This is a genomic window from Burkholderia sp. SCN-KJ (genome assembly GCF_024656005.1).
Classification (GTDB): Bacteria; Pseudomonadota; Gammaproteobacteria; order Burkholderiales; family Burkholderiaceae; genus Burkholderia.
In genome coordinates this window covers 14,367-38,251 of sequence record NZ_JANKOG010000032.1, presented here as the reverse complement: position 1 = coordinate 38,251, position 23,885 = coordinate 14,367, and the positions used below count along the sequence as shown (strand labels likewise).

24 protein-coding genes are annotated in these 23,885 nt (G+C 68.2%); 9 read left to right on the top strand and 15 right to left on the bottom strand.

From position 1 onward, the window contains the following. Position 1 precedes the first annotated feature (1 nt). The 5 genes from NQV17_RS33240 to NQV17_RS33220 form a co-directional block, all read right to left on the bottom strand. On the bottom strand, positions 2 to 1,093 hold the full coding sequence (locus tag NQV17_RS33240; protein WP_257775506.1) for a porin: 1,092 nt from the start codon (positions 1,091 to 1,093) through the stop codon (positions 2 to 4). A 206-nt stretch (positions 1,094 to 1,299) separates the two neighbouring features. Then, positions 1,300 to 2,022 (bottom strand): SDR family NAD(P)-dependent oxidoreductase, encoded by a 723-nt coding sequence (locus NQV17_RS33235; RefSeq protein WP_257775505.1) that lies wholly within the window; start codon positions 2,020 to 2,022, stop codon positions 1,300 to 1,302. Beyond that, the gene (locus NQV17_RS33230; RefSeq protein ID WP_257775504.1) at positions 2,000 to 3,121 is read right to left on the bottom strand and encodes a 2,3-butanediol dehydrogenase; all 1,122 of its coding nucleotides are present in this window, start codon (positions 3,119 to 3,121) and stop codon (positions 2,000 to 2,002) included. The genes NQV17_RS33235 and NQV17_RS33230 overlap by 23 nt, the downstream gene beginning before the upstream one ends. A 1-nt stretch (position 3,122) precedes the next feature. Then, positions 3,123 to 4,433, bottom strand: coding sequence for an MFS transporter (locus NQV17_RS33225; protein ID WP_257775503.1), 1,311 nt, complete (start codon positions 4,431 to 4,433; stop codon positions 3,123 to 3,125). Positions 4,434 to 4,451: 18 nt separating this feature from the next. Then, the gene (locus NQV17_RS33220; RefSeq protein ID WP_257775502.1) at positions 4,452 to 4,985 is read right to left on the bottom strand and encodes a 2,4'-dihydroxyacetophenone dioxygenase family protein; all 534 of its coding nucleotides are present in this window, start codon (positions 4,983 to 4,985) and stop codon (positions 4,452 to 4,454) included. Positions 4,986 to 5,176: 191 nt separating this feature from the next. Here NQV17_RS33220 and NQV17_RS33215 point away from each other — a divergent pair, with 191 nt between their 5' ends. Beyond that, positions 5,177 to 6,139: a helix-turn-helix domain-containing protein gene (locus NQV17_RS33215; protein ID WP_257775501.1), complete on the top strand. Its 963-nt coding sequence runs from the start codon at positions 5,177 to 5,179 to the stop codon at positions 6,137 to 6,139. Between the two features lie 92 nt (positions 6,140 to 6,231). On the opposite strand, the gene NQV17_RS33210 is transcribed toward NQV17_RS33215, so the two are convergent. The 4 genes from NQV17_RS33210 to NQV17_RS33195 all read right to left on the bottom strand — a co-directional run bounded on the left by NQV17_RS33210 (position 6,232) and on the right by NQV17_RS33195 (position 11,323). Next, on the bottom strand, positions 6,232 to 7,821 hold the full coding sequence (locus tag NQV17_RS33210; protein WP_374692787.1) for a GMC family oxidoreductase: 1,590 nt from the start codon (positions 7,819 to 7,821) through the stop codon (positions 6,232 to 6,234). Positions 7,822 to 8,008: 187 nt separating this feature from the next. Next, complete coding sequence (locus NQV17_RS33205) at positions 8,009 to 8,977, bottom strand: helix-turn-helix domain-containing protein (protein ID WP_257775499.1); 969 nt, start codon at positions 8,975 to 8,977, stop codon at positions 8,009 to 8,011. 418 nt (positions 8,978 to 9,395) lie between these two features. After that, the gene (locus NQV17_RS33200) at positions 9,396 to 10,343 is read right to left on the bottom strand and encodes an aldo/keto reductase (RefSeq protein WP_257775498.1); all 948 of its coding nucleotides are present in this window, start codon (positions 10,341 to 10,343) and stop codon (positions 9,396 to 9,398) included. A 359-nt stretch (positions 10,344 to 10,702) separates the two neighbouring features. After that, positions 10,703 to 11,323, bottom strand: a complete 621-nt coding sequence (locus NQV17_RS33195; protein WP_044846469.1) for a LysE/ArgO family amino acid transporter — start codon at positions 11,321 to 11,323, stop codon at positions 10,703 to 10,705. A 106-nt stretch (positions 11,324 to 11,429) separates the two neighbouring features. Between NQV17_RS33195 and NQV17_RS33190 the strand changes: the two genes are divergently transcribed. Next, positions 11,430 to 12,323, top strand: a complete 894-nt coding sequence (locus NQV17_RS33190; protein WP_124617455.1) for a LysR family transcriptional regulator ArgP — start codon at positions 11,430 to 11,432, stop codon at positions 12,321 to 12,323. Positions 12,324 to 12,413: 90 nt separating this feature from the next. Here NQV17_RS33190 and fnr read toward each other — a convergent pair whose 3' ends face one another. The 3 genes from fnr to NQV17_RS33175 all read right to left on the bottom strand — a co-directional run bounded on the left by fnr (position 12,414) and on the right by NQV17_RS33175 (position 14,590). Beyond that, on the bottom strand, positions 12,414 to 13,160 hold the full coding sequence (gene fnr, locus NQV17_RS33185) for a fumarate/nitrate reduction transcriptional regulator Fnr (protein WP_044846467.1): 747 nt from the start codon (positions 13,158 to 13,160) through the stop codon (positions 12,414 to 12,416). Positions 13,161 to 13,343: 183 nt separating this feature from the next. Further along, the gene (locus tag NQV17_RS33180) at positions 13,344 to 13,811 is read right to left on the bottom strand and encodes a universal stress protein (RefSeq protein WP_257775497.1); all 468 of its coding nucleotides are present in this window, start codon (positions 13,809 to 13,811) and stop codon (positions 13,344 to 13,346) included. 368 nt (positions 13,812 to 14,179) lie between these two features. Further along, positions 14,180 to 14,590: a DUF3005 domain-containing protein gene (locus NQV17_RS33175; RefSeq protein ID WP_257775496.1), complete on the bottom strand. Its 411-nt coding sequence runs from the start codon at positions 14,588 to 14,590 to the stop codon at positions 14,180 to 14,182. A gap of 280 nt (positions 14,591 to 14,870) precedes the next feature. On the opposite strand from NQV17_RS33175, the gene NQV17_RS33170 reads away from it, so the two are divergent. Then, positions 14,871 to 15,104 carry a hypothetical protein gene (locus tag NQV17_RS33170; protein WP_044846464.1) on the top strand — a complete coding sequence of 78 codons (234 nt, stop codon included), beginning with the start codon at positions 14,871 to 14,873 and terminating at the stop codon, positions 15,102 to 15,104. 137 nt (positions 15,105 to 15,241) lie between these two features. After that, positions 15,242 to 16,162: a serine O-acetyltransferase EpsC gene (epsC, locus tag NQV17_RS33165; RefSeq protein WP_124524118.1), complete on the top strand. Its 921-nt coding sequence runs from the start codon at positions 15,242 to 15,244 to the stop codon at positions 16,160 to 16,162. Positions 16,163 to 16,293: 131 nt separating this feature from the next. On the opposite strand, the gene NQV17_RS33160 is transcribed toward epsC, so the two are convergent. The 3 genes from NQV17_RS33160 to NQV17_RS33150 all read right to left on the bottom strand — a co-directional run bounded on the left by NQV17_RS33160 (position 16,294) and on the right by NQV17_RS33150 (position 18,754). After that, a complete protein-coding gene (locus tag NQV17_RS33160; RefSeq protein ID WP_044846462.1) occupies positions 16,294 to 17,097 on the bottom strand; it encodes an SDR family oxidoreductase in 804 nt (267 codons plus the stop codon). Further along, positions 17,097 to 17,726: a GTP cyclohydrolase I FolE gene (folE, locus tag NQV17_RS33155; RefSeq protein WP_257775495.1), complete on the bottom strand. Its 630-nt coding sequence runs from the start codon at positions 17,724 to 17,726 to the stop codon at positions 17,097 to 17,099. The genes NQV17_RS33160 and folE overlap by 1 nt, the downstream gene beginning before the upstream one ends. Before the next feature lie 101 nt (positions 17,727 to 17,827). Further along, a complete protein-coding gene (locus NQV17_RS33150) occupies positions 17,828 to 18,754 on the bottom strand; it encodes a LysR family transcriptional regulator (protein WP_044846460.1) in 927 nt (308 codons plus the stop codon). Between the two features lie 117 nt (positions 18,755 to 18,871). Here NQV17_RS33150 and pobA point away from each other — a divergent pair, with 117 nt between their 5' ends. The 5 genes from pobA (at position 18,872) to pcaD (ending at position 23,884) form a co-directional block, all read left to right on the top strand. Then, positions 18,872 to 20,104, top strand: coding sequence for a 4-hydroxybenzoate 3-monooxygenase (gene pobA, locus NQV17_RS33145; RefSeq protein ID WP_044846459.1), 1,233 nt, complete (start codon positions 18,872 to 18,874; stop codon positions 20,102 to 20,104). Between the two features lie 144 nt (positions 20,105 to 20,248). After that, positions 20,249 to 20,965 carry a 3-oxoacid CoA-transferase subunit A gene (locus tag NQV17_RS33140; RefSeq protein ID WP_124489018.1) on the top strand — a complete coding sequence of 239 codons (717 nt, stop codon included), beginning with the start codon at positions 20,249 to 20,251 and terminating at the stop codon, positions 20,963 to 20,965. A gap of 15 nt (positions 20,966 to 20,980) precedes the next feature. Further along, positions 20,981 to 21,637, top strand: a complete 657-nt coding sequence (locus NQV17_RS33135) for a CoA transferase subunit B (protein WP_012365076.1) — start codon at positions 20,981 to 20,983, stop codon at positions 21,635 to 21,637. An 88-nt stretch (positions 21,638 to 21,725) separates the two neighbouring features. Next, positions 21,726 to 23,099, top strand: a complete 1,374-nt coding sequence (locus tag NQV17_RS33130; protein WP_257775494.1) for a 3-carboxy-cis,cis-muconate cycloisomerase — start codon at positions 21,726 to 21,728, stop codon at positions 23,097 to 23,099. Beyond that, the gene (pcaD, locus tag NQV17_RS33125) at positions 23,099 to 23,884 is read left to right on the top strand and encodes a 3-oxoadipate enol-lactonase (RefSeq protein ID WP_257775493.1); all 786 of its coding nucleotides are present in this window, start codon (positions 23,099 to 23,101) and stop codon (positions 23,882 to 23,884) included. The genes NQV17_RS33130 and pcaD overlap by 1 nt, the downstream gene beginning before the upstream one ends. Position 23,885 lies beyond the last annotated feature (1 nt).

Genomic DNA, 23,885 nt, shown 5'->3' with positions numbered 1-23,885 from the left:
ATCAGAACCGCGTACTGAACCCGATCCGCGCGACCGACTGCAGCGCGCCGCTCGACGCGCCGTTCGCATCCATCACGCCGTTGATCTGCGCGTTGCTGCCGTGGCTTGCACGCTGATGCACGCCCGCGACATACACCATCGTGCGTTTCGACAGCCAGTACTGGACGGCGGCCAGGAACTGGTGCGCATGCGCGTTGTCGAGCGTGTCGTTGCCCTTCATGTACGTGTAGCTCGCCCCGATCACCCAGACCGGCGACGGATGCCACGCGGCGCCGGCTTCCGCCGACCACGCGCCCGCGCCGTTCCACGCGTTGTGCACGGTCGTGAAGAGCGCCTTCGCCGTGACCGTGCCGAGCGTGTAGTGGGCGCCCGCGCCCCAGTTGCGCACGGTGGTGGCCGGCAGGCCGCCCGCCGCGCCGTACTTCTGGTTCGTATAGGCCGCGCCGGCGCCGAACGGGCCGTTGTCGTAGCTCGCGCCGACGCTGACCGTATTGTTCGCGCCGACCGATCCCGCGACGTTGCCGAAGCCGTACAGCGCGCCGAAGGTCAGGCCCGAGATCGACGCGCTCGTGTACTTCACGGAATTCGCGACGCGGTTGCTGCCCGCGACGCGATCCCAGTCGAACGCGCCGGTCGGGTTGTTCGGCAGCGCGAGCTTGTCGAACGGGCCGTTGCGAAAGCCGTACAGTCCGACGAGATCCTGCGCGATCTCGTTGCCGCTCGCGGCCAGCGCGTCGACCATGAACTCGTACTGGTTGCCGAGCGTCAGCGTGCCGTAGCGGTCGTTCTGCAGCCCGACATAGGCCGTGCGCGCGAACAGGCCGCCGCCGATCGTCGATCCGTTCGCGAGCGAGAACTGATTGACGAGCCGGAAGATCGCGCGCGTGCCGGCGCCGAGGTCCTCCTTGCCCTCGAAACCGAGCAGGTTCGGGAAGAAGATGTTGTCGTCGAATTTCGCATTGCCGTGGCCGCCTTCGTTGCTCACGTAGCTGAGGCCGGCGTCCAGCAGCCCGAACATCGTCACGCTGCTTTGCGCGAACGAGGCGGCCGGAATCGTGCAGGCCGCGAGGGCCAGCAAGGTCTTTTTCGTCATCTCCAAAGTGCTCCTCACATGTCCGGTCACGCCGGAATATTTTTGATGGGACTACTGATTGATATGAAGATAGTGAAACGTGCAACGGTCGATCGGGTCGAGCCTGGAAGCGGGAGCCGAAAACGTAAGCCGAAAACGGCACGCCGGCATTCCGACACGCGGACACCGGCGCACACCTCCTGCGCCGATGCCCGCGCGCGCCGGCGCTAGACTGTCGAATACCCGCCGTCCACCGGCACGATCGCGCCGGTGACGAACGATGCGCCGGGCGAGCACAGGAACAGGATCGCGTCCGCGACCTCGTCGGCCGTGCCCCAGCGCGCGAGCGGCGTGCGATCGAGAATCCGCCGCGACGCCTGCGTGTCGGCCATCAGCCCGCTGCTGAGCGGGGTGTCGATCCAGCCGGGCGCCACCGCGTTCACGCGGATGCCGCGCTCGGCCCACGCCTGCGCGAGCGAGCGCGTCAGTTGCGCGATGCCGCCCTTGCTTGCGCTGTATGCCGGGCGGTCCTTGCTGCCGAAGTACGTGTACATCGACGCGACGTTGACGATGCTGCCGCCGTTCGCCGAGAGTGCCGGCAGCGCGGCGTCGGACGCCCGCATCACCGAAGTCAGGTTCACGTTCAGCACGAGTTCGAACTGGTCCATCCGGTATTCGTCCGCGTGCCGGCTGATGCCGACGCCGTTGACGAGCACGTCGACGCGCGACAGCGAGCGGATCAGCCGTGTCAATGCTGCGTCGTCGGTCACGTCGAGCTCCACGCAGCGGATGTCGGGATGCGCCGGCGCATGCGGGCCGGCGGCATCGAGCCCGAGCGCGACGACCGACGCGCCCGCTTCCGCGAAACGCCACGCGGTGCGCGCGCCGATGCCCGACGTGCTGCCGGTGACAACGACGGTCTTGCCGTCAAACGACCAGGGGCGGTTCATGTTCGATGCTCCCGACGGTGTGAACAGGGCGCGCATGCCGGCGCGATGGCGCAACCAGGATCTTGATCTGCGCGCGATCGGCGAGCAGCGCGTCGAAGCCGTCGGCGACGGCATCCTCGAGCGAGACGGTGCGCGTGACGATCGACGTGAGATCGAGCGCGCCCGACCCGATCAGCCGCAGCAGATCTTCGTACACGTGCCGGTAGCCGACGCTCGCCGTGAAGGTCAGCTCGTCGTTGACCGCGCGGAACGCATCGAAGCCCGCATGCGGCATCAGGCCGACCATCACGAGGCGGCCGCCCTTGCGCAGCCCCTGCATCGCCGCCTCGAACGTGGCCGGCAGGCCGGCCGCCTCGAAGCTCACGTCGACGCCGAGCCCGCCCGCCGCTTCGCGGATCGCGTCGCGCAGCACCGGGGCGTCGAGCGAGCGCGCATCGAACGCATGCGTCGCGCCGAAGCGCGCGGCCGCCGCGAGCCGCTCGGGCGACACGTCGACCGCGACGATGGTCGTCGCGCCCTGCCGTTTCGCGAGCATGATCAGCAGCAGGCCGATCGGCCCGAGCCCGAACACCGCGCAGGTGTCGCCGAGCCGCAGCTCGCCGCGCCGCAGCGCGTGCAGCGCGACGGCCGCCGGTTCCATCACCGCGGCCTGTTCGAGACTGACGTCGTCGGGCAGGCGGTGCAGCATGTAGGCCGGCACGACCGCGAAATCGGCCATCCCGCCGTCGCCCATCAGGCCGGCGAAGCCCATCGATACGCACAGGTTGTACGACCCCGCGCGGCAATACGCGCACTGGTGGCAGTGATACTCGGGCTCGACCGCCACGCGGTCGCCGGGGACCAGCGTCGTGACGCCCGCGCCGACTTCGACGACGGTGCCGCAGAACTCATGACCGAGCGTCAGCGGCGCGGTGCGGCCGGACAGCGGATGCGGCGCGTCGACGGGAATCGCGTGCGGGCCGTCCGCGTATTCGTGCAGGTCGCTGCCGCAGATGCCGCAATACGCGACCGCGATGCGAACCTCGCCGGGCCTGGCGCGCGGCGTGTCGAGATCGACCAGGCGGATGTCGCGCGGGCCGTGCCATTGAAGTGCGCGCATGTCAGCGTCCTCCGAGGTTTTGCGTATCGAGACGGGGAGCGGCATCGGCGGGCGCGCGCTTGCGCAGCACCGCGGGTGCTGTTTCGACGAGGCCGAACGACAGCACGCACGCGAGGATCGCGCCGGCGGCCGACGTCCACATCGCGCACTGCAGGCCGTACTTGTCGGCCGCGAAGCCCGCGACGGTCGGCGCGACGAAGCCGCCGATCAGCTCGCCCGCGCCCATGATCAGGCCGAGCGCGCTGGCGATCGCGCGGGGCGGCACCGTTTCGGCCGGGATCGTCGCCATGAACAGCGTGAAGCAGCCGAGGCCGGTGTACGTGACGAACACGAGCGCGCCGAGCGCCCAGAGCGAATCGACGTGGATCATCACGATCGGGCAGACGGCGGCGACCAGCGCGAATGCGATCATCGTCGGCTTGCGGCCGATCCGGTCGGAGATCGCCGGCACCGCGAAGCCCCAGAACACCCATGCGGCGCCGAGGCACGTCATCACGACGCCCATGTCGGCCGGGGACAGGTGACGGCTCTCGACGAGGAAGACCGGCGCGAACGAGATGATCACGATGAACCACGTGAGGAAGAAGCAGCTGATCAGCACGCAGAGCAGGATGTTGCGTTCCTTCAGCAGCGCCCAGCGGTCGATCGCGGTGCCGCCGGCCGTCTGTGTACCGTGCGTGGCCGCGCCTTCGGCGTGGGCGTGCCGTACGCCGCCGGGCGGCACTTCGCGCACCCAGCGCCAGATGCAGAACGCGATCAGGAAGCCGGGAAGGCACGACACGTAGAACGCCTCGCGCCAGCCGTAGGCGGTCGCGATGCCGATCACGACGGGCGGGCCGATCATCGCGCCGAGCAGGCCGGCGGCCGAGCCCTGCAGCAGACCCATGTTCAGCCCGCGGCGGCTCGGCGTCGAGCTCTCGACCATCAGCGATTGCGACAGCGGCAACACGGGGCCTTCGGCGATGCCCATCAGCGCGCGGAACGCGATCAGGCTCGCGAAGCCGCCGACGAGCCCCGACAGCGCCGAACACACGGAGAAGCCGAGCACGGCCGCGATCAACAGCGGCTTGCGCGTGCCGCGCGCATCGGACCACGCGCCGGTCGCGGCGCCCGACAGCGCCCATGTGAGCGCGAGCGCGGACGACACCATGCCGAGCTGCGTGTTCGACAGGTGCAGTTCGGCCGACATGAACGGGAACAGGAACGACAGCGCGAGGCGGTCGAAGAACACGAAGCCGAACGTCATGAACAGGATCAGCAGCAGCCTGTTCTCGTACGTCCATGCGAGTTTGGGGGAAGGGCGGGATGTCATGGGCGGCCTCGTCGCGCGTCAGCGGAACAGCTTCTCGATCGCGTGCGCGCCGAGGCCGACCTTCTCGTAATGCGCCTTGCACATCGCGATGTACGAATGCACGTCGAAGTAGCCGTCGGGGTTGCCTTCGTCGTCGAGCCAGATCAGCGGGCCCTTGACGATGAAGAACGCGCGCATCGGTTCCGGATGATCGAACGCGACGAGCGTGTGGCCTTCGCCGGGCGTTTCATACACGAAATCGCCGCGCGTCGCGGTCCATTCGTGCTCCAGGTAGCCCCACTTGCCGGACAGCGTGTAAGCGAACACCTCGTGCGGGTGGTAGTGCCGGTTCACGAGCCCGGCTTCCTTCGCCATCAGGATGTCGCACCATTTGTTCTGCGACGGCGAGATCCACAGCGGCCGCGACGAAACCGTTTCGGTGAACGGAACGTAATAGCGCGCGTCCTCGGTCGCCGCGTTCGGGATGTACGCTTCCGGCAGCGCATCGGGCTTCAACGGATTGGCAATCGGCGCGATGTTTTGCCAGAATTCGGATACGGCTTGGTCGACCACGGTTCGTCTCCTTGTGGTTAGGTGTCGTGGGGTCGACTTTAGCCAGCCAGTGCGCGCCGCTCTTGACTGGGCTGGACGAATTGCTTGATCGGGCCGGACATCGCGGGCCGGACATCGCGCCGCACCTGTAATCACAAGAACCATCCCCCAATCCGTGCCGCTCCGCACGACAGGCGCCCGCAGGAGGCGACGTGACGAATTCGACCGTTCTTTCATGCACGCGCGGCTCGACGGCCGACGTGCCGGTGCGCGACCGGATGGACTACTGGGATGCGTTCAACGCCGCGACGCTGGTCGGCCTGCGCTGCTCGTCGCTGTCGCCGGCGGGGCTCGAGGTCGAGAAGACCGATCTCGCGCTGCCGGGGCTCGGCGTGGCCGACATCAGCGGCCGCGATCACGTGATCGAGCGCAGCCCCGCGCTGGTGCGCCAGTTGCCGAAGGAGTCGCTGTTTGCGTGCCAGATCCTGAGCGGTCGCGCGTATTTCATCCAGCGCGAGCGCTGCCTGCTCGCGGAAGCCGGCGACGTCGTCGTGTACGACACGCGCGTGCCCTATCTGTTCGGATTCCTGACGCCGATGCGGCAATTGCTGATCGATATCCCGATTGCCACGTTCGACGATCGATTCGACGCGGAGCTGGCGGCGCTGCCGCTGCGGATCGCGCCGAAACCGGGCGCAGGCGCGATGCTCGGCGCGACACTGCGCGCGAGCGTCGAGCGCTTCATGAAGGCGCCGGTCGAAGACGACGCCGCGCGCTTCGTCGAACACACGCGCATGCTGGTCGCGGAACTCATCGACGCGGAAGTGAACGGCGCAGGCGCATCGCGCGCGTCGCTGTCGTACCTGCTGACCGCGAAGCAGTACATCGCGACGCATCTCGGCGATCCGGAGCTCGGGCCGCAGGCGGTCGCCGATGCGGTCGGGCTGTCGTTGCGGCACCTGGGCCGGCTCTTCGCGGCCGAAGGCGAGTCGATCACGCAGCACATCTGGTCCGAGCGGCTGACGCATGCGCATCGCGAGCTGACCGACGCGCGCCTGCGCAAGACGAGCATCGGCGAGATCGCGTTTCGGTGGGGCTTCTCCAGCCAGGCGCACTTCAGCCGTGCGATTCGCGAGCGCTACGGTGCGTCGCCGATGGCGCTGCGCAGCGCTTGACGCTGAAGCAGCGAAACCGATGCCGGTGCGGCGCGTGGCTCACGCGCCGCTTTCGTTTTCATTGCATGCAGGTCGCGGCGTGAGCCGCTGCGTCACTCCGCAAGCATGAACTCGGCACAGCGTTCCGCGATCATGATCGTCGGCGCGTTCGTATTGCCCGATACGATGCGCGGCATCACCGACGCGTCGCAGATCCGCAATCCGTCGATCCCTTGCACCGCGAGACGCGGCGTCACGACCGCGGTTTCGTCGCTCCCCATCCGGCAGGTGCCGGTCGGGTGATAGACGGTTTTCGCGCGGCGCCGCACATAGTCGGCCAGCGCGTCGTCGGTCAGCGCTTCGGCTTCGCGGACGATGCGGGCGAGCGACGGCGCGCGGATGATCTTCCGCGCGAGCGCGACGCCGCGCACGAGGCCGTCGACGTCCGCCGGATCCGACAGTGCGCCGCTGTCGAACCGGATCGGCACGGCTGGATCGTTGCCGCGCAGTTGCACCGAGCCGCGCGAACGCGGCCGCAACAGGCACGGATTGATCGACAGGCCGTGGCCCGGCAGCGGTTCGCGATCGACGTCGCCGACGAGCGTCGGCAGCACGTGGAACTGGATGTCCGGGCGGCCGCTGCCGGTCGTATCGACGAACGCGCCGGATTCGACGACGTTCGACGTCAGAAGGCCCGTGCGGGTCAGCATCCATTGCAGCCCGTGTCGCAGCGCCTTCAGCCCGCGATCCTCGCCGAACAGGCTGACCGGCGCGTGGCTATGGCCGTAGATCGAGACTTCGAGATGGTCCTGGTAATTCGCGCCGACTTCCGGGCTGTCGTGCAGCACGTCGATGTCGTGCGCGCGCAGGTGCGCGCCGGGCCCGATGCCCGACAGCATCAGCAGCTTCGGCGTACTGAGCGCGCCGGCGGCGAGTACCACGTCGCCGCGCGCGGTGGCCGAGCCGGTCGCGCCGTTCTCCATCCGCCATTCGACGCCGGTCGCGCGCCGGCCGTCGAAGCGCACGCGGGTCACGCGGCAGCCGGTCAGCACGCGCAGGTTCGGGTGGCCGAGCGCGTCGGCGAGATAGGTGGCCGCGGTGCTGCCGCGCTGCCCGTCGAAAATCGTCGTGTGGTAGAAGCCGGCGCCGTGCTGCGCGGCGCCGTTGAAATCGTCGTTGTACGCGATGCCGGTTTCCTGCGCGGCCTTCACGAACGCGAGGCTCAGCGGATGCCGGAAGCGCGTGTCGCCGACCTTCAGCGGCCCGTCGGTGCCGTGGAACGGCTCGGACAGCCGCAGGTGCGACTCGGCGCGCTTGAACACCGGCAGCACGTCGCTCCAGCGCCAGCCCGTGCAGCCGAGCGCGGCCCATTCGTCGTAGTCGGCGCGCGTGCCGCGCACGTACAGCATCGCGTTGACCGAACTGCCGCCGCCGAGCGTGCGGCCCTGCGGCACGTAGGTCCTGCGTCCCGCCGCGCCGGCCTGCGGCTCGCTTTCGAACGTGACCGTGCGCTGCGTGCCGAGCACGCGGATGAACGTCGCCGGAATCCGGATGAACAGGCTGTCGTCCTTCGGTCCGTCCTCGAGCAGCAGCACGCGCCTGCCGGCCTTCACCAGTCGATGTGCCACCGTGCAGCCGGCCGAACCGCCGCCGACGACGATATGGTCGTACGTCTCCATCCCGCTTTGTCTCCTCGCTGTCAGGCGGCGGCACGAGCACCGCCGCGCAGGAAGCCAGCTTAGCGACGGGCGCGTGTCCCCGTTTGACCGGGGCGGACGCCGAGCTTGCTTCGCGCGGACACGGCGGGGCGCCGCGGCGGCTCATGCAGCTATTTCGTTGCGCTTACCGTTGGCCGTGGATTGCGCAGCGGGAGAACCCGGCGACGAGCGGCTAGCGCGGGTTGCCCGGCATGCGCGTGTCGCTCGGCGTCTCGCCGAAGCGCGCGCGATAGCTGCGGCTGAAGTGCGCGCTGTTGTTGAAGCCCCAGCGGAACGCGATTTCGCTGACCGTCAGGTGCTTCAGCGAGCGGTCGCGCAGGTCGGCGCGGCAGCGTTCGAGACGCCGCGCGAGGATGTAGCGCGTGAGCGGCATCCCTTCGATTTCGAAGATGCGCGCGAGCTGGCGCGGCGACAGGTTGATCGCGCGGCTGACCGACCGGGTGTCGAGATCGTCGTCGGCGAGATGGCTGTCGATGAATGCCTTCGCGCGCGACAGCGTGTGGACGGTCGACTTGGTCGGCGACGCGTCGCCGTCGCGCAGCCGCAGCATCGACTGCATCAGGTCGAGCATCGCGGCGGCGCGCCGTTCGCGCGCGGTGGGCATCGATTCGTGCGGTTCGGCGAGCAGTGCGTAGAGCTGCCGCGCGGCCCACGACGTGACGCCGTCGCCGCGGTCGATCTTGACGACGCTGCGATAGCGCCACGGGCCGACGTGCGCTTCGAACACGTCGCGCGGCACGTCGAGCACGGTCATCGCCATGTTCGCGGGAAAGCCGTGACCGTACGGCATCGACGTGTCGTACAGCACGATGTCGCCGGGCGCATGCTGGATGCACTCGACGTCCTGGAACGTATAGCCCTGCCCTTCGTGCATCAGGCACACGAACACGGCCTCGCGCGGGTCCGCGTGGATGTTGTGCGGCGTGCGCACCACCGCATGCCGGTTCGCGACGATGTCGCACACGCCCAGCAGCCCGAGGTCGCGCTTGCGCAGCGACGCGTCGATGCCTTCGGACGATTTGCCGCTGCATTCGATGCGCACGAGCGAGCGGGCGACATGGTCGACCCAGAAGTCGACGCGTTCGTCGCCGCGTACGGCGCGCGTCGAGATCGACACGATTCCCGTGCTGATGTCCGGCATGACGTTCTCCCAATGACCGCCCGAGCGGCGCAGTCTCGGATACGCCGGCGGGCGCGGTCAATCGGTGAAAGACCCGGGGCGGGCCCGGGATGCGCTTGCGGCGGCGCGTTGCGGCCGGATGTCCGTGTGAGTCAACGAATATGGCCGGGAAAGGCAAAACGTGCGGGCGTGTTCGGGGTATGTTGTTCGGTTCGGATCGAACGGTGAGGCGCGCAGATACTTCGTTATACGGAATAAAAGTCGCGTGCTGCCGGATCATCTCGTTGAAGCTGCGCGGTGGTCGAGTGATTCGCTGCGCGCTTCCCGCGCGCGCGGGGTGAGCGATGCCGACATCCCTGTTCGCGTCACCCGCGCTTCGCACCGGCGGCTTGAAGCGCGAAACGCCGCGATTCAAACCGTCATCTGCTTGTACGCGACGTCAGACCGCGCTGGCCGCGTCGATCTTCCGAATGTCCTCATCGTCGAGCCGCACACGGATCGCCTCGCCGAGCAGCGCGAGCTGTTCGAGCGACGTCGCGCTCGCGATCGGCGCGGTGATCGTCGGCCGCGCGATCTGCCACGCGAGCGCGATCGCGGCCGGCTGCGTACCGTGCTTCGCCGACACATCGTCGAGCGCCGCGAGAATGCGCAGTCCGCGCGCATCGAGATAGCGGGAGACGCGATCGCCGCGCACGCTCTTCTTCAGGTCGGCCTCGCTGCGGTACTTGCCCGACAGGAAGCCGCTCGCGAGCGCGTAGTAGTTGACGACGCCGAGCTTCAGGTCGCGCACGACCGGCTCGAGATCGCGCTCGTAGTCGGCGCGGTTGATCAGGTTGTATTCCGGCTGGATCACCTGGTACGCGGGCAGGCCGTCGCGCTTGCTGATGTCGGCGGCTTCGCGCAGGCGCGCGCCACTGTAGTTCGACGCGCCGATGATGCGCACCTTGCCCGCGTCGATCAGCGCCTGGTATGCGGCGAGCGTTTCTTCGAGCGGGGCCGTGTCGGCCAGATCGCGGTGCGAAAAATACAGGTCGATGTAGTCGGTCTGCAGGCGGCGCAGCGAATCGTCGGCGGCCTTCAGGATGTTGTCTTTCGTGAGGCCCGCACGCGCGTCGAGCAGGCCGACCTTGGTCGCGATCACGACCTGGTCGCGCTTGCCGGAACGCTTCAGCCACTTGCCGATGATCGTCTCCGATTCGCCGCCGCGGTTGCCGGGCGCCCAGGCCGAATAGACGTCGGCCGTGTCGATGAAGTTGATGCCGGTGTCGGCGAGCGCGTCGAGCAGCGCAAACGATGCGTTTTCGTCGACGGTCCAGCCGAAGACGTTGCCGCCGAAGGCGAGCGGGGAAACCTGGATGTCCGAGGTGCCGAGGGTGCGTAGTGCCATGTTGCTCTCCGGAATCTGACGGGTGACGGGTTGGAACGACGGGATTGGCCGGGATAAGCGTGACGGGACGGCGGTCGGGTGAAGCACGTTCGCCGTTGTCGCGGGACGCTGGAACATTCTCGCCGATCGACCGGATTCGTGCAGCGGGCGCGCGGCCGTGAAGACGGAGGAATTGCAGCGGACGGCGGACGCATCGTCCGCTGCGTGGGTCATTCGTGCCGCCGCGTTCGATCGGGAACCGAATTTTGTTGCGGCCGGGCGCCGCAACCGGAGAGATGGGCAGAACGGACCGCTTCGCCGGAGCGGAACGAAAAAAGGGCGGCAAGTTGCCGCCCGCGATCGATCATTCACGGAGGCCGTTATCGCAACTGCACGGCCGCCAGGAACAGCACCATGCTGCCGATCGCGCCGTCCAGCACGCGCCACGCGACGGCCTTGCGGAACCACGGCGCGAGCAGCCGCGCACCGTATCCGAGGCCGAGGAACCACACGACGCTGACCGACATCGCGCCGATCGCGAACGCCAGCCGCGTGCCTTCCGGCTCCCGCGCACCGGCCGTGCCGATCAGCAGGAACGTATCGAGATACACGTGCGGGTTGAGCCACGTGAACGCGAGCGTCATCAGCACGATCGCGACCGCGCTCTGCGGCGGCGGCGCGACGGCGTCGCCGCGCACGTCGAGCGTTGCGTGTCCCGGCTTGAACGCGCGACGCAGCGCGTTGAAGCCGAACCATGCGAGATACGCGAGGCCGACGTACAGCACCGCGTGGACGAAGGTCGGATAGCGTTCGACGAGGACCGACGCGCCGCCGACGCCCGCGCCGATCAGGATCATGTCGGACAGCGCGCACAGCAGCACGATCTTGCCGACATGCGAGCGCATGATGCCTTGCCGGAGCACGAATGCGTTCTGCGCGCCGATGGTGACGATGAGCGACCCGCACAGGGCGGCGCCGTGGGAAAAAGCGATCCAGTTCATGATGGGGAGCGGTGACGCAGTAGACGGGTGAATCGGTTGGCGCTAGTCTGCGGCCAGCTGCAACATAAGAGAAGCTAATTCACCTAATGCAGATTAAGGAAATCTAATGCTCGACTACGCATTGCTCGATGCCCTCGCGGCGGTGATCCGGCACGGTTCGTTCGAGCGGGCGGCCAAGGAGCTGAACGTCACGCCGTCGGCGGTATCGCAGCGCGTGAAACTGCTGGAGGAGCGCGTCGGCAGCGTGCTCGTCAAGCGCGGGCAGCCGTGCGTCGCGACGACGTCGGGTGCGCTGCTGTGCCGGCATACGGAGCGCGTGCAGTTGCTCGAGGCCGAACTAGGCGGCCGGATGCCTGCCTTGCCGGGCCAGATCGCGAGCGCATGGCCGACGTTGCGCGTGGCCGTCAACGACGACAGCGTCGCGACCTGGTTCATCGATGCGGTCGGGCCGTTCTGCACCGAGCGCGAGACCTTGCTCGACCTCGTGATCGACGACCAGGACCATACGGCCGCGCGGATTCGCGACGGCAGCGTGCAGGGCGCGGTAACAGCGCAGGCCGAGCCGATCCAGGGATGCCGGTCGACGCGGCTCGGGCGCATCCGCTATCGCGCGGTGTGTTCGCCGGCGTTTTACGCGCGCTATTTTGGTGCGGGCATCACGCGCGATGCGCTGCGCCGCGCGCCGTGCGTGATGTTCAATTCGAAGGACGGCTTGCAGGCGCGCTTCATCCGGCGCGTGACGCGCGCGGATCTCGATCCGCCGCAACACTGGATCCCGCACGTCGCGGGCTACCTGCGCGCTTGCGAAACGGGGCTGGGATGGGGGATGTGCCCGGACCGGATGGTCGATCGCCAGCTGGCGGCGGGCGAACTGGTCGACATGTCGCGCGGGCGGACCGTCGATATCGAGCTGTACTGGCAGAGCTGGCGCCTGTCGATCGGCTGGCTCGACGACTTCAGCGCGGCACTGAAGGCGCGCGCCGCGCTGTTTCTCGACTGATCGAGACGGGCGCGGCGGATCGTGGCGGATCGTGGCGGATCGTGGCGGATCGTGGCGGGCGGCGGCGCGCAGGTGACGCGCCGCGCGGGGTCAGACGTGGTGCAGGCCGTCGAAGTCGACGATCTGCACGAGGCGGCCGTGCATTTCGATCAGGCCGCGCTTCTGGAACTTCGACAGTGTGCGGCTGACCGTTTCGAGCGTCATGCCGAGGTAGCTGCCGATGTCCTCGCGCGTCATCCGCAGGTTGAATTCCGACGGCGAGTAACCGCGCTTCAGGTAGCGCGCCGACACGTCGAGCAGGAATGCGGCGACGCGCTCTTCGGCGTTCAGCGAACCGAGCAGCATGGTCTGCGACGTTTCGCGCACGATCTGCTCGCTCATCAGCTTGTGCATGCGCAGCTGCATCGTGCCGGCTTCCGAGCACAGCGACTTGAGCGCGCTGTACGGAATCACGCAGACCGAGCTGTCTTCCAGCGCGACCGCGGTGCGCGGGTGCGTGTCGTCGCAGATGCCGTCGAGGCCGAGCGCCTCGCCCGCCAGGTGCAGGCCGGTGACCTGCTCGCGGCCGTCGTGGCGCGTGGCGACGGTTTTCAGCGAACCCGAGCGCACGGCGTACAGGTTGTCGAAGGTGTCGCCTTCGCGGAACAGCGCTTCGCCGCGCTTGACCGGGCGTGCCGCGCAGATGACCGATTCGAGGCGGCTGAGCGCGTCGGGTGCGAGGCCCTGCGGCATGCACAGGTGCCGCATGGCGCACGACGAGCAGTGCGGGGCCTGGCGGGGCGCCCAGGTGCCTGCGTGGGACGGAACGGCGGGGCGTGTGGCGACGGGCGTCAACATGATCGTTTACTCCGGCATTGAATCGACGGAATCATTGTCCCACCGCAAGTTGCCGCTGTCGGGCGACAAAACGTCGCGACCGCGCGCACATGCCGCGCACCTGCCGCGGGCATCGCAGCGGCCTGCGTGCAGGCATGCCGCTGCGCGTGCGTGGTGCGCCGCGCACGCCGATGCCGACACCGCTCAGCCTTCCTGATCGTCCGTATGCGCGGCGGCCGGGATCAGCAGCACCGGCAGCGTCGCATGCCGCACGCACTGTTCGGCGATGCTGCCGAGCACGAGGCGGCGGAACCCGCGTCGGCCGTGCGTGCCGAGCACGAGGAGGTCGGCGCCGAACGCTTTCGCACCGTCGAGGATCAGCGTCGACACGTCGTTGAGCGACGACGCCTCGCTCGTCAGCGTCTCGCCCTTCACGCCGGCCGCCTGCATCAGCTTCTTGAAATCCGCCGCGAGCGCATTGCCTTGCGCGATGAGCTGATCGCGCAGCACGGACGGGTCGTAGCCCGGCACGTTGTAGTAGATCGCGGCGTTTTCGACGACGTAGAACGGCTGCAGTTCGGCACCGTGCTCCTTCGCGAGCGCGAGGGCGGCATCGAACGCGTGGCGTGCGGTGTCGCTGCCGTCGATGGCAACCAGAATGCGCTTGTACATAGTGTCTCCAAGTGGCGGATTGAACGGAAGTCGGCCGAACGGCCGGGCCGGCCGTGCGTCGCTGCGAGGCAGGGTAAACCAACGGCAGGGACTTTGCAGCGACGTGCCGGCGGTCGCGATTGGGCATTGAATCGCATCCGTATCGCGATGACGTGACTTCGATCAACGCAGATGCATCGACGTCGCGAAATCCCGCGTGCCGAACCCGAACCGGGCGCTGATATCGATTCCAGCGCCGCTTCTGAAGATCGCACTGCCTGCGCACCGAACGACCGGCCGGCGCGCGAACGCGCACGCCGATCCGCCGCCATCGGCCGTCGGCGCCCTTCAACCCGCCAAACGAACGACCGATTCAAACGCCGCGTGCGTTACCGCGGCACCGCGGTGATTTCGATCACCCGTTCCGGCCGGCGTCCGTGGCCGGGCGAGTACGCGCTGCCGTACATCCGGTGAACCGGGCCGTACGGCGCGTCGCCCGCGTGCGACGGCGCGTCGAACCCCTTTTCGATCACCATGTAGCCGGCCCGCAGCGCGAACGCCGGATGATTGCCGCCCGGCCGGCTGTCGAAGCCGGCGAGGCCGTCGCCGGCCTCGGGCATCGCGTTGACGAGCGACGCGTTGCTGCCCGTGATCTGGTCGGGCGGGAAGGGGCCGCCGCTCGCGAGACGCGCCGCCTCGCGATTCTTGCCGTCGGTGTCGACGGTGCTGTCGTGCGTGTCGTCGTTGTCGAGTTCGATGCTGCGCGGATGCGCGGCGTGCGCTTGAGCTGACGTTTCCATCACGGCTCTCCTGGCGGCGTAGCGCTCCGGATCGAAGCAAATCCCGTTCCGGGCGAGACGGGAAAAATGGTGCGCGGGCGATCGCCGCGGTCGCGTGGCGCGCACTGATTTGTCATGATTTATTTCAGCTAGAACACCCGTTTTCTACAGAGTATGATTCTTTTCCTGCGAAGCGGCGACAGGGGATGCAGTACGCGCCGACTCTGCCCGCACCGGGCGCCGCAGCACCCTTAGAGACGGGTAGCGAACAACAAGCAAAGGGACTAGAGGTGGCGGATTCATGCAAGCGACTACTGCCTTCACGCACCGCGGTTATCTGTTGAATTGCGCGCCCGCGCGCGCCACTGACGGGTCGTTCAAGCCCTACGTCGTGATCTCCCGATCGAGTGACGGGGAACTCGTCGCGAACCGTTTTTTCCCGAGCGAGCTCCAGTTCAACGACGAAGGCGATGCGATCGCGCATGCGCGCGACTGGGCCGTGCGATGGATCGACGCGAGCAGCGTCACGATCTGACGCCGTCGCGCGGCGGCAGCGGCGGCCGTCCGGCCGATCCCCCGGCGTGCCGCTGCCCGGCGAAAACGCGGTAATCTTGCGGAACCCGTCACTTTATTAGCGGCCGTGCGATCGCGCGCGGCTGCCTGCATTGGCATATGTCGACATCACCCGCCCGTCAGTGGGGCCTCGAAGAAATCGTTGCCGGCTTGCGCGAATCGCGCGAGGAACTTCACCGCACGCGTCATCCGCGCGGCATCCGCGAGCTGCCGTCGCGCGACGCGATCTGCAAGATCGTCACCGGCCTGCGTGCGTCGATGTTCCCGACGCACTACGGCGCGCCGGATCTGACCGACGAAAGCGTCGACTACTACGTCGGCCACACGCTAGAAAGCACGCTGCGGATCCTGTCCGAACAGATCCGCCGTGCGCTGCCGTTCCTGCCCGAGCATGCGGACACGCCGTTCGCGGAACTCGACGAACGCGCGTTCGAGATCGCGCGCGAGTTCGGCCGGCAGTTGCCGGCGGTTCGGGCGCTGCTGGTCAGCGACATCCAGGCTGCCTACGCGGGCGATCCGGCCGCGCAGCACATCACCGAGATCCTGCTGTGCTATCCCGGCGTGTTCGCGATGATGCACCATCGGCTCGCGCATGCGCTGCACCAACTCGGTGTGCCGCTGCTCGCCCGTTTCATCAATGAAATCGCGCACTCGGCCACCGGCATCGACATTCACCCGGGCGCGCAGATCGGCCCGAGCTTCTTCATCGACCATGGCACCGGTGTCGTGATCGGCGAAACCGCGATCATCGGCGAGCGCGTGCGCGTGTACCAGGCCGTCACGCTCGGCGCGAAGAGCTTCCCGGCCGATGGTGACGGCACGCTGGTGAAGGGCAACGCGCGGCATCCGATCGTCGAGGACGACGTGGTGATCTATGCGGGCGCGACCATTCTCGGCCGCGTGACGATCGGGCGCGGTTCGGTGATCGGCGGCAACGTGTGGCTCACGCACAGCGTGCCGCCCGGCACGAGCGTCGCGCAGGGCAAGGTCCGCGAAGGCGGCAGCGGCGAGAAGCCGTAACGCGGCGCGCGAACGGCGAAACTGTCGTTCGCGCGGCGAAGACGCAGGCGCAGCGAAGGCGCAGGCGCGCGCCGACACCCGCACACCGATGTGCCAAGCGGGTGCACGGCTGCCGCCGCACCTCCGGTTCGTCAGTGCTTGCCGGCCGGCGAGCGATGCTTGTAGAGCACGTCCTGATCGACGCGGATCAGGTTCTGCCCCGCATCGACAACGAAATCCACGCCGTTGTACGCGCTGCCCGTCAGCAGCAGGATCGCGCTCGCGACGTCGTCGGGGCCGGCGATACGCGCGAGCGGCGTCGACGCGCGGCTCGCGTGTTCGAAGTCGGCCTGCGTCTGGTCGTCGCTCGGCAGCATCAGCCCCGGGAACACCGCATTCACGCGCAGCACCGGCGACGACGACAGCGCGAGCATCTGCGTGAGGTTGCCGAGCGCGGCCTTCGCGACCGTGTAGCTGAAATGGTCGCGGTGGAAGTTTTCCTTGATCTTCTGGTCGACCACGTTGACGACGACGCCCTGCGTGCCGGCCGCGCGGGCCCGTTCGTAGAACGCGCGCGTGAGCAGGATCGGCGCACGGCAGTTGACGGCCCACGCCTGGTCGAATGCCGCGAGGTCGAAGCTCGGGAAATGGTCCTGCCAGAACACCGACGCGTTGTTGACCAGCACGTCGAGGCGGCCGAAGCGCGCATAGACCTGGTCGATCAGTGCGGTGATCTGCGCGGCATCCGACAGGTCGGCCTGCAACGCGACCGAATCATGCCCGCGTTCGGCGATCGCGCGGGCCGCCGCCTGCGCGGCATCGGCGGAGCGGTCGTAGTGGACCGCGGTGCGATAGCCGTGCGCGGCGAAATACTCGGCGAACGCGCGCCCGGCCCGGCGCGCGGCGCCGGTCACGAGCACGACCGGCGCGTGGGCCGCTTGCTTCGTGGACTGCATTACGTATTCGTCAGGTTGACTGAAGAAGGATTCGCGACGATCGACAGGAATTCGCGCCGCGTCGACGGATCGGTGCGGAACGTGCCGAGCATGCGCGACGTGACCATCTCGACCCCCGGCTTGTGAATGCCGCGCGTCGAGATGCACTGGTGCGCGGCTTCGAGGATCACGCCGACGCCTTTCGGCTGCAGCACGTCGAACAGCGTGTCGGCGATCTGCACGGTCATCTTTTCCTGGATCTGCAGGCGCTTCGCGAACGCGTCGACGAGGCGCGCGAGCTTCGAGATGCCGACGACGCGATGGTTCGGCAGATACGCGACGTGCGCGCGACCGATGATCGGCACCATGTGGTGCTCGCAGTAGCTCTCGAAGCGGATGTCCTTCAGCACGATCATCTCGTCGTAGCCGTCGACTTCGCTGAACGTGCGCGCGAGGATGTCGCGCGGTTCCAGCGCATAGCCGGCGAAGAACTCTTCGTATGCGCGCACGACGCGCGCCGGCGTGTCGAGCAGGCCTTCGCGGGCGGGATCGTCGCCGGCCCAGCGCAGCAGCACGCGAACGGCATCCTCGGCTTCTTTCCGGCTCGGCCGGGATGCGGCCGGCTCGGGCCGCGCGTTCTTTTTACCCATCTAGTCGCTCCATCGAATGCGGCCGCCTGCGGCGGCGCGGATATCCGGGCATTGTTTCATGCTTTCGCGGGTCGTGCGTGCGGCCTGTCGCACACCCTGCTTCACTTCGGCCACTCGTCCTGCTCGTCGTTGAACAGCGACGCGACGACGCCGCGCAGCCACGCGGTGCGCGGATCGTTGTGGAACTTGCGATGCCAGTGCTGCTTCAGGTCGAAGCGCGGCAGCGGCACCGGCGGCTCGACCGGCACGATGAACGCGTGCTCCGCCGCATACGCATAGCCGATCGCATGCGGCACCGTCGCGATCAGGTCGGTGCGGCTCAGGATGAACGGCAGGCTCATGAAGTGCGGCGTCTCGAGCACCGCGCGGCGCTGCATGCGCTGCTTCGCCAGGTATTTCTCGAGCACCTCCTGGCTGCGCCCTTCGGCGCGCACCACCGCGTGCCCGCATGCGAGGAACTGCTCGGCCGTGAACGGGCGCGCCTGTTCGAGCGGATGGCCGCGCCGCATCAGGCAGACGAACCGGTGTGTAAACAGACGCTGCTGGAAGAAGTTGTTGCCGTCGAGATCGGGGAAATAGCCGACCGCGAGATCGATCGAGCCGGCTTCGAGGCCGCGGCCGACTTCGTCGTGCGCGAGCGAGACCGAGCGCAGGTTCGCGTGCGGCGCGCGCGTCGCGAACGCCTGCAGCAGCTTCGGCAGGAACACGATCTCGCCGACGTCCGACAGCGCGATCGAGAACGTATGCGTGCTCGCCGCCGGATCGAAGTCGTGCGGCGCGACGAGGCCGCGCTCGATCTGCGCGAGCGCATCGCGCGCGGCCGGCAGCAGCGCGAGCGCGCGCGGCGTCGGCTCCATCCCGCGCGACGTGCGCACGAACAGCGGATCGCCGAAATACTCGCGCAGGCGGCCGAGCGCGGTGCTCACGCGCGGCTGGCTCACGCCGAGCAGGTCGCCGGCGCGGCTGACGTTGCGCGTGTCGTCGAGCGCGACGAGGTACGGAATCAGGTTCAGATCGAGCGTATCCATCACGGGAGCCAGTATCTTCAAAGCGTATACAACATATCTCCTGAATCGCGTTGCTGCATAGTCGGGAAAGCGCTCAAATGTGTTCCACGATTCGAATTACTGTTCAGGAGACGAACAATGCGCACCCAGGTCGCCATCATCGGCGCCGGTCCGTCCGGCCTTTTGCTTTCCCATCTGCTGCGCCTGCAAGGCGTGGATTCCATCCTCGTCGAGGCGCGTTCGCGCGAATATTGCGAGAATCGCATCCGCGCCGGCGTGCTGGAGCAGGGCACGGTCGACACGCTCAACGAAGCCGGCCTCGGCGACCGGATGCGCCGCGAGGGGCTCGAACACCACGGCATCGAGCTGCTGTTCTCGGGCCAGCGCCATCGCATCGACCTGAGCGCGCTCACCGGCGGGCGCGCGATCACCGTCTACAGCCAGCACGAAGTGGTGCGCGACCTGATCGCGGCCGGCGTCGAGCACGGCCACGCGATGCATTTCGAAGTGAGCGACGTTGCGCTGCACGACGTCGAGAGCGAGCGCCCGTTCGTCACGTTCAAGCATGCCGACGGCCGCGAAGACCGCATCGACTGCGACTACATCGCCGGCTGCGACGGCTTTCACGGCATCGCGCGCCAGACGATTCCCGCCGAGCGGCTGAACACGTTCGAGCGCGTCTATCCGTTCGCGTGGCTCGGCATCCTCGCCGACGCGGCGCCGTCGCTCGACGAACTCGTCTACGCGCATCACGACAACGGTTTCGCACTGTTCTCGATGCGCTCGCCGACGGTCACGCGCCTCTACCTGCAGTGCAAGCCCGACGAAGACCTCGCCGAATGGTCCGACGCGCGGATCTGGGACGAACTGCACACGCGCTTCTCGAACGACACCGGCTGGACGCCGACCGAGGGCCGGATCACGCAGAAGAGCGTGACGCCGATGCGCAGCTTCGTGTCGGAGACGATGCAGCACGGCCGCCTGTTCCTCGCCGGCGACGCCGCGCACATCGTGCCGCCGACCGGCGCGAAGGGGATGAACCTCGCGGTGGCCGACGTCCGCGCGCTGTCCCGCGCGCTCGGCGCCCGTTACCGCAACGGCGACGCGACGCCGCTCGAGCGCTATTCGGCGACCTGTCTCGAACGCGTGTGGCGCGCCGAGCATTTCTCGTACTTCATGACGAACATGCTGCATGCGTCGCCGGAGGACTCGCCGTTCGTCAATCGCCTGAAGTTTGCCGAGCTGAAGTACGTGACGCGCTCGCGGGCCGCCGCACAGTCGCTCGCCGAAAACTACGTCGGCCTGCCGTTCGACGACCAGACGCCCCCCGAGGGATCCCGCCTTGACAACGCGCTGTGCGCGACTCTATGATCGGCCATCGTTCGCTAACCGAATCTAGGTTCGAATAGCGAACAAATGCCGAAGGTCGACGACGGCCTTCGACGCGGCACGCGACACGCGCGTGTCCCCTCGACAGGCCGCGCATCGAGCCGCGGGTTCGTATCAGGAAGAGACATGGTCAACAAGATTTTCGAATCGCTTCAATCGGCGGTCGCGGACGTCCACGACGGCGCGACCATCATGATCGGCGGCTTCGGCACGGCAGGTATGCCGTCCGAGCTGATCGACGCGCTGATCGAGCAGGGCGCGCGCGGCCTGACGATCGTCAACAACAACGCGGGCAACGGCGAGACCGGCCTCGCGGCGCTGCTCAAGGCGAAGCGGGTGCGCAAGATCATCTGCTCGTTCCCGCGCCAGAGCGACTCGCAGGTGTTCGACGCGCTGTACCGCGCGGGCGAGATCGAGCTGGAACTCGTGCCGCAGGGCAACCTCGCGGAGCGGATCCGCGCGGCGGGCGCCGGCATCGGCGGCTTCTTCACGCCGACCGGCTTCGGCACGAAGCTCGCGGAAGGCAAGGAAACGCGCGTGATCGACGGCAAGTCGTACGTGTTCGAGACGCCGATCCACGCCGATTTCGCGCTGGTGAAGGCGTACAAGGGCGATCGCTGGGGCAACCTCGTCTATCGCAAGACCGCACGCAACTTCGGCCCGATCATGGCCAGCGCCGCGAAGGTCGCGATCGTGCAGGTGTCGGAAGTCGTGCCGCTCGGCGGGCTGAACCCGGAACACATCGTGACGCCGGGCATTTTCGTGCAGCGCGTCGTCGAAGTGCCGCAGGCCGCGCACGCGGCCGAGCTGGCTGCCGAACACGCTGCATCGCAAGCTGCCTGACCGAGGAGACCCGACATGAAACGACTGACCCGCGATGAAATGGCCAAGCGCGTCGCCCAGGACATCCCCGAAGGCGCGTACGTGAACCTCGGCATCGGCGTGCCGACGCTGGTGGCGAACCACCTCGATCCGAGCAAGGAGATCTTCCTGCACAGCGAGAACGGCCTGCTCGGCATGGGCCCGGCGCCCGCGCCCGGCGAGGAAGACGACGAACTGATCAACGCCGGCAAGCAGCACGTGACGCTGCTCACCGGCGGCGCGTATTTCCACCACTCGGATTCGTTCGCGATGATGCGCGGCGGCCACCTCGACTACTGCGTGCTCGGCGCATTCCAGGTGTCGGCGAACGGCGACCTCGCGAACTGGCATACGGGCGCGCCCGATGCGATTCCGGCCGTCGGCGGCGCGATGGACCTCGCGATCGGCGCGAAGCAGGTGTTCGTGATGATGGAGCACCTGACGAAGCAGGGCGAGAGCAAGATCGTCGCGCAGTGCTCGTATCCGGTCACCGGCGTGCAGTGCGTGAGCCGCATCTATACCGATCTCGCGGTGCTCGACGTGACGGCCGACGGCCTCGCGGTGAGCGAGATCTTCACCGACCTGTCGTTCGACGAACTGCAGAAGCTGACCGGCGTGCCGCTGATCGACGCGACGCGCAAGGCCGCGGCCTGACCGGCAAGCGTACCGGCGCGCGCGATCGCGCGCACGCCGGCACGCTTGGGTAGACAATAGGCGCACGCCGTTTCCCCAATCTGATGCCATGCTCGAAGACAGCGCCCGCCTGACCTCCCTCATTTGCGGCACCGAGCCGCTCAACCGGATCTGGTCGCCCCGCGCGACGATCCAGCGGATGCTCGACGTCGAGGCCGCGCTCGCGCGCGCGCTCGCCGCGCAGCAGGTGATTCCCGCCACCGCGGTCGTGCCGATCGAACGCGCGTGCGACGCCGGCCGGCTCGACGCCGACGCGCTCGCGCACGGCGCGGCGCTCGGCGGCAATCTCGCGATCCCGCTCGTCAAGCAGCTCACCGCGCAAGTGAAGGCCGACGACCCGGAGGCCGCGAAGTTCGTGCACTGGGGCGCGACGAGCCAGGACATCATCGATACTGCGACCGTGCTGCAGCTGCGCGACACGCTCGACGTGCTCGAGCCGCTGCTCGACGAAGCGTGCGCGTCGCTCGCGACGCTCGCGCGCACGCATCGTGCGACGCCGATGATCGGCCGCACGTGGCTGCAGCAGGCGCTGCCGATCACGCTCGGCCTCAAATTCGCGCAATGGCTCGACGCGCTGCTGCGCCATCGCGCGCGCTTCGCCGAATTGCGTGCGCGCGCACTGGTGCTGCAGTTCGGCGGCGCCGCCGGCACGCTGGCGAGCCTGCGCGAGCACGCGGCCGGCGTGAGCGCCGCGCTCGCGGCCGACCTGCAGCTCGCGCTGCCGGCCGTGCCGTGGCACACGCAGCGCGACCGCATCGCGGAAGCCGCGTCGTGCTTCGGGATGCTGACCGGCACGCTCGGCAAGATCGCGCGCGACGTGTCGCTGCAAATGCAGACTGAAGTCGGCGAGCTCGGCGAACCGGCGGCCGCCGGCAAGGGCGGCTCGTCGACGATGCCGCACAAGCGCAACCCGGTCGGTTGCGCGGCCGTGCTGACCGCCGCGGTGCGCGCGCCGAATCTCGTCGCGACCGTGTTCGCGGGGATGGTCCAGGAGCACGAGCGCGCGCTCGGCGGCTGGCAGGCCGAATGGGATGCGCTGCCCGACCTCGCCCGTCTGACCGGCGGCGCGCTCGCGCAGATCGCGCAGATCGTCGCGGGCCTCGACGTGAACACCGAGCGCCTTGCCGCGAACCTCGAGCTGACGCACGGGCTGATCCTCGGCGAAGCCGTGATGCTCGCACTGGGCGACCGGATCGGCCGGCTCGATGCGCATCATGCCGTCGAGCATGCGTCGAAGGAAGCCGTGCGCACCGGCGCGACGCTGTTCGACGTGCTCGCCGCCGATGCGACCGTATCGGCCCACCTGTCGCGCGACGCGCTCGCGCGGCTGCTCGATCCCGCACATTACGTCGGCGAGGCGCAGGCCTACGTCGACGCCGTGCTCGCGCTGCACGCGGGCACGACACAACCAGGAGAACACTGATGCCTTTCGCCACTGTCAACGGCGTGAAACTGCATTACCGGATCGACCGTGCCGCGCGCGACGACGCGCCGTGGCTCGTCTTCTCGAACTCGCTCGGCGCCGACCTGCAGATGTGGGCGCCGCAGATCCGCCCGCTCACGCAGCACTTCAACATCCTGCGCTACGACACGCGCGGCCACGGCCATTCCGAAGCGCCGGCCGGCTCGTACACGGTCGACCAGCTCGCGGGCGACGTGATCGGCCTGCTCGACCACGTCGGCATCGAGCACGCTCACTTCTGCGGGATCTCGATGGGCGGCCTGACGGGCGCCGCGCTCGCCGCGCGCTTCCCGTCGCGCATCGTGCGCGCCGTGCTGTCGAACACCGCCGCGAAGATCGGCTCGCCGGAAGTGTGGGTGCCGCGTGCGCAGAAGGCGCGTGCCGAAGGGATGGCCGCGCTGGCCGACGCCGTGCTGCCGCGCTGGTTCACCGACGCGTTCGTCGAACGCGAGCCGCGCCTGTTCGACGCGATCCGCGACACCTTCGTGCATACCGACAAGGACGGTTACGCCGCGAACTGCGACGCGCTGAACGCCGCCGACCTGCGCGAGGAAGTGAAGGGCATCGCGCTGCCGGTGCTCGTCGTGACCGGTGCGAAGGACATGTCGACGCCGCCCGACCAAGGCCGTGCGCTGGCTGCTGCAATTCCGGGCGCGCGTCACGTCGAATTCGACGCCGCGCACATTTCGAACATCGAGTGCACCGACGGCTTCAACCGCGCGCTGCTCGACTTCCTGACCGCGTGAG

What these genes read in the sequence shown, in the direction of transcription:
- NQV17_RS33240 (WP_257775506.1), bottom strand. Translation starts at nt 1,093, where the DNA reads ATGACGAAAAAGACCTTGCTGGCCCTCGCGGCCTGCACGATTCCGGCC.
- NQV17_RS33235 (WP_257775505.1), bottom strand. Translation starts at nt 2,022, where the DNA reads ATGAACCGCCCCTGGTCGTTTGACGGCAAGACCGTCGTTGTCACCGGC.
- NQV17_RS33230 (WP_257775504.1), bottom strand. Translation starts at nt 3,121, where the DNA reads ATGCGCGCACTTCAATGGCACGGCCCGCGCGACATCCGCCTGGTCGAT.
- NQV17_RS33225 (WP_257775503.1), bottom strand. Translation starts at nt 4,433, where the DNA reads ATGACATCCCGCCCTTCCCCCAAACTCGCATGGACGTACGAGAACAGG.
- NQV17_RS33205 (WP_257775499.1), bottom strand. Translation starts at nt 8,977, where the DNA reads ATGCCGGACATCAGCACGGGAATCGTGTCGATCTCGACGCGCGCCGTA.
- NQV17_RS33200 (WP_257775498.1), bottom strand. Translation starts at nt 10,343, where the DNA reads ATGGCACTACGCACCCTCGGCACCTCGGACATCCAGGTTTCCCCGCTC.
- NQV17_RS33195 (WP_044846469.1), bottom strand. Translation starts at nt 11,323, where the DNA reads ATGAACTGGATCGCTTTTTCCCACGGCGCCGCCCTGTGCGGGTCGCTC.
- NQV17_RS33190 (WP_124617455.1), top strand. Translation starts at nt 11,430, where the DNA reads ATGCTCGACTACGCATTGCTCGATGCCCTCGCGGCGGTGATCCGGCAC.
- fnr (WP_044846467.1), bottom strand. Translation starts at nt 13,160, where the DNA reads ATGTTGACGCCCGTCGCCACACGCCCCGCCGTTCCGTCCCACGCAGGC.
- NQV17_RS33180 (WP_257775497.1), bottom strand. Translation starts at nt 13,811, where the DNA reads ATGTACAAGCGCATTCTGGTTGCCATCGACGGCAGCGACACCGCACGC.
- NQV17_RS33175 (WP_257775496.1), bottom strand. Translation starts at nt 14,590, where the DNA reads ATGGAAACGTCAGCTCAAGCGCACGCCGCGCATCCGCGCAGCATCGAA.
- NQV17_RS33170 (WP_044846464.1), top strand. Translation starts at nt 14,871, where the DNA reads ATGCAAGCGACTACTGCCTTCACGCACCGCGGTTATCTGTTGAATTGC.
- epsC (WP_124524118.1), top strand. Translation starts at nt 15,242, where the DNA reads ATGTCGACATCACCCGCCCGTCAGTGGGGCCTCGAAGAAATCGTTGCC.
- NQV17_RS33160 (WP_044846462.1), bottom strand. Translation starts at nt 17,097, where the DNA reads ATGCAGTCCACGAAGCAAGCGGCCCACGCGCCGGTCGTGCTCGTGACC.
- folE (WP_257775495.1), bottom strand. Translation starts at nt 17,726, where the DNA reads ATGGGTAAAAAGAACGCGCGGCCCGAGCCGGCCGCATCCCGGCCGAGC.
- NQV17_RS33150 (WP_044846460.1), bottom strand. Translation starts at nt 18,754, where the DNA reads ATGGATACGCTCGATCTGAACCTGATTCCGTACCTCGTCGCGCTCGAC.
- pobA (WP_044846459.1), top strand. Translation starts at nt 18,872, where the DNA reads ATGCGCACCCAGGTCGCCATCATCGGCGCCGGTCCGTCCGGCCTTTTG.
- NQV17_RS33140 (WP_124489018.1), top strand. Translation starts at nt 20,249, where the DNA reads ATGGTCAACAAGATTTTCGAATCGCTTCAATCGGCGGTCGCGGACGTC.
- NQV17_RS33135 (WP_012365076.1), top strand. Translation starts at nt 20,981, where the DNA reads ATGAAACGACTGACCCGCGATGAAATGGCCAAGCGCGTCGCCCAGGAC.
- NQV17_RS33130 (WP_257775494.1), top strand. Translation starts at nt 21,726, where the DNA reads ATGCTCGAAGACAGCGCCCGCCTGACCTCCCTCATTTGCGGCACCGAG.
- pcaD (WP_257775493.1), top strand. Translation starts at nt 23,099, where the DNA reads ATGCCTTTCGCCACTGTCAACGGCGTGAAACTGCATTACCGGATCGAC.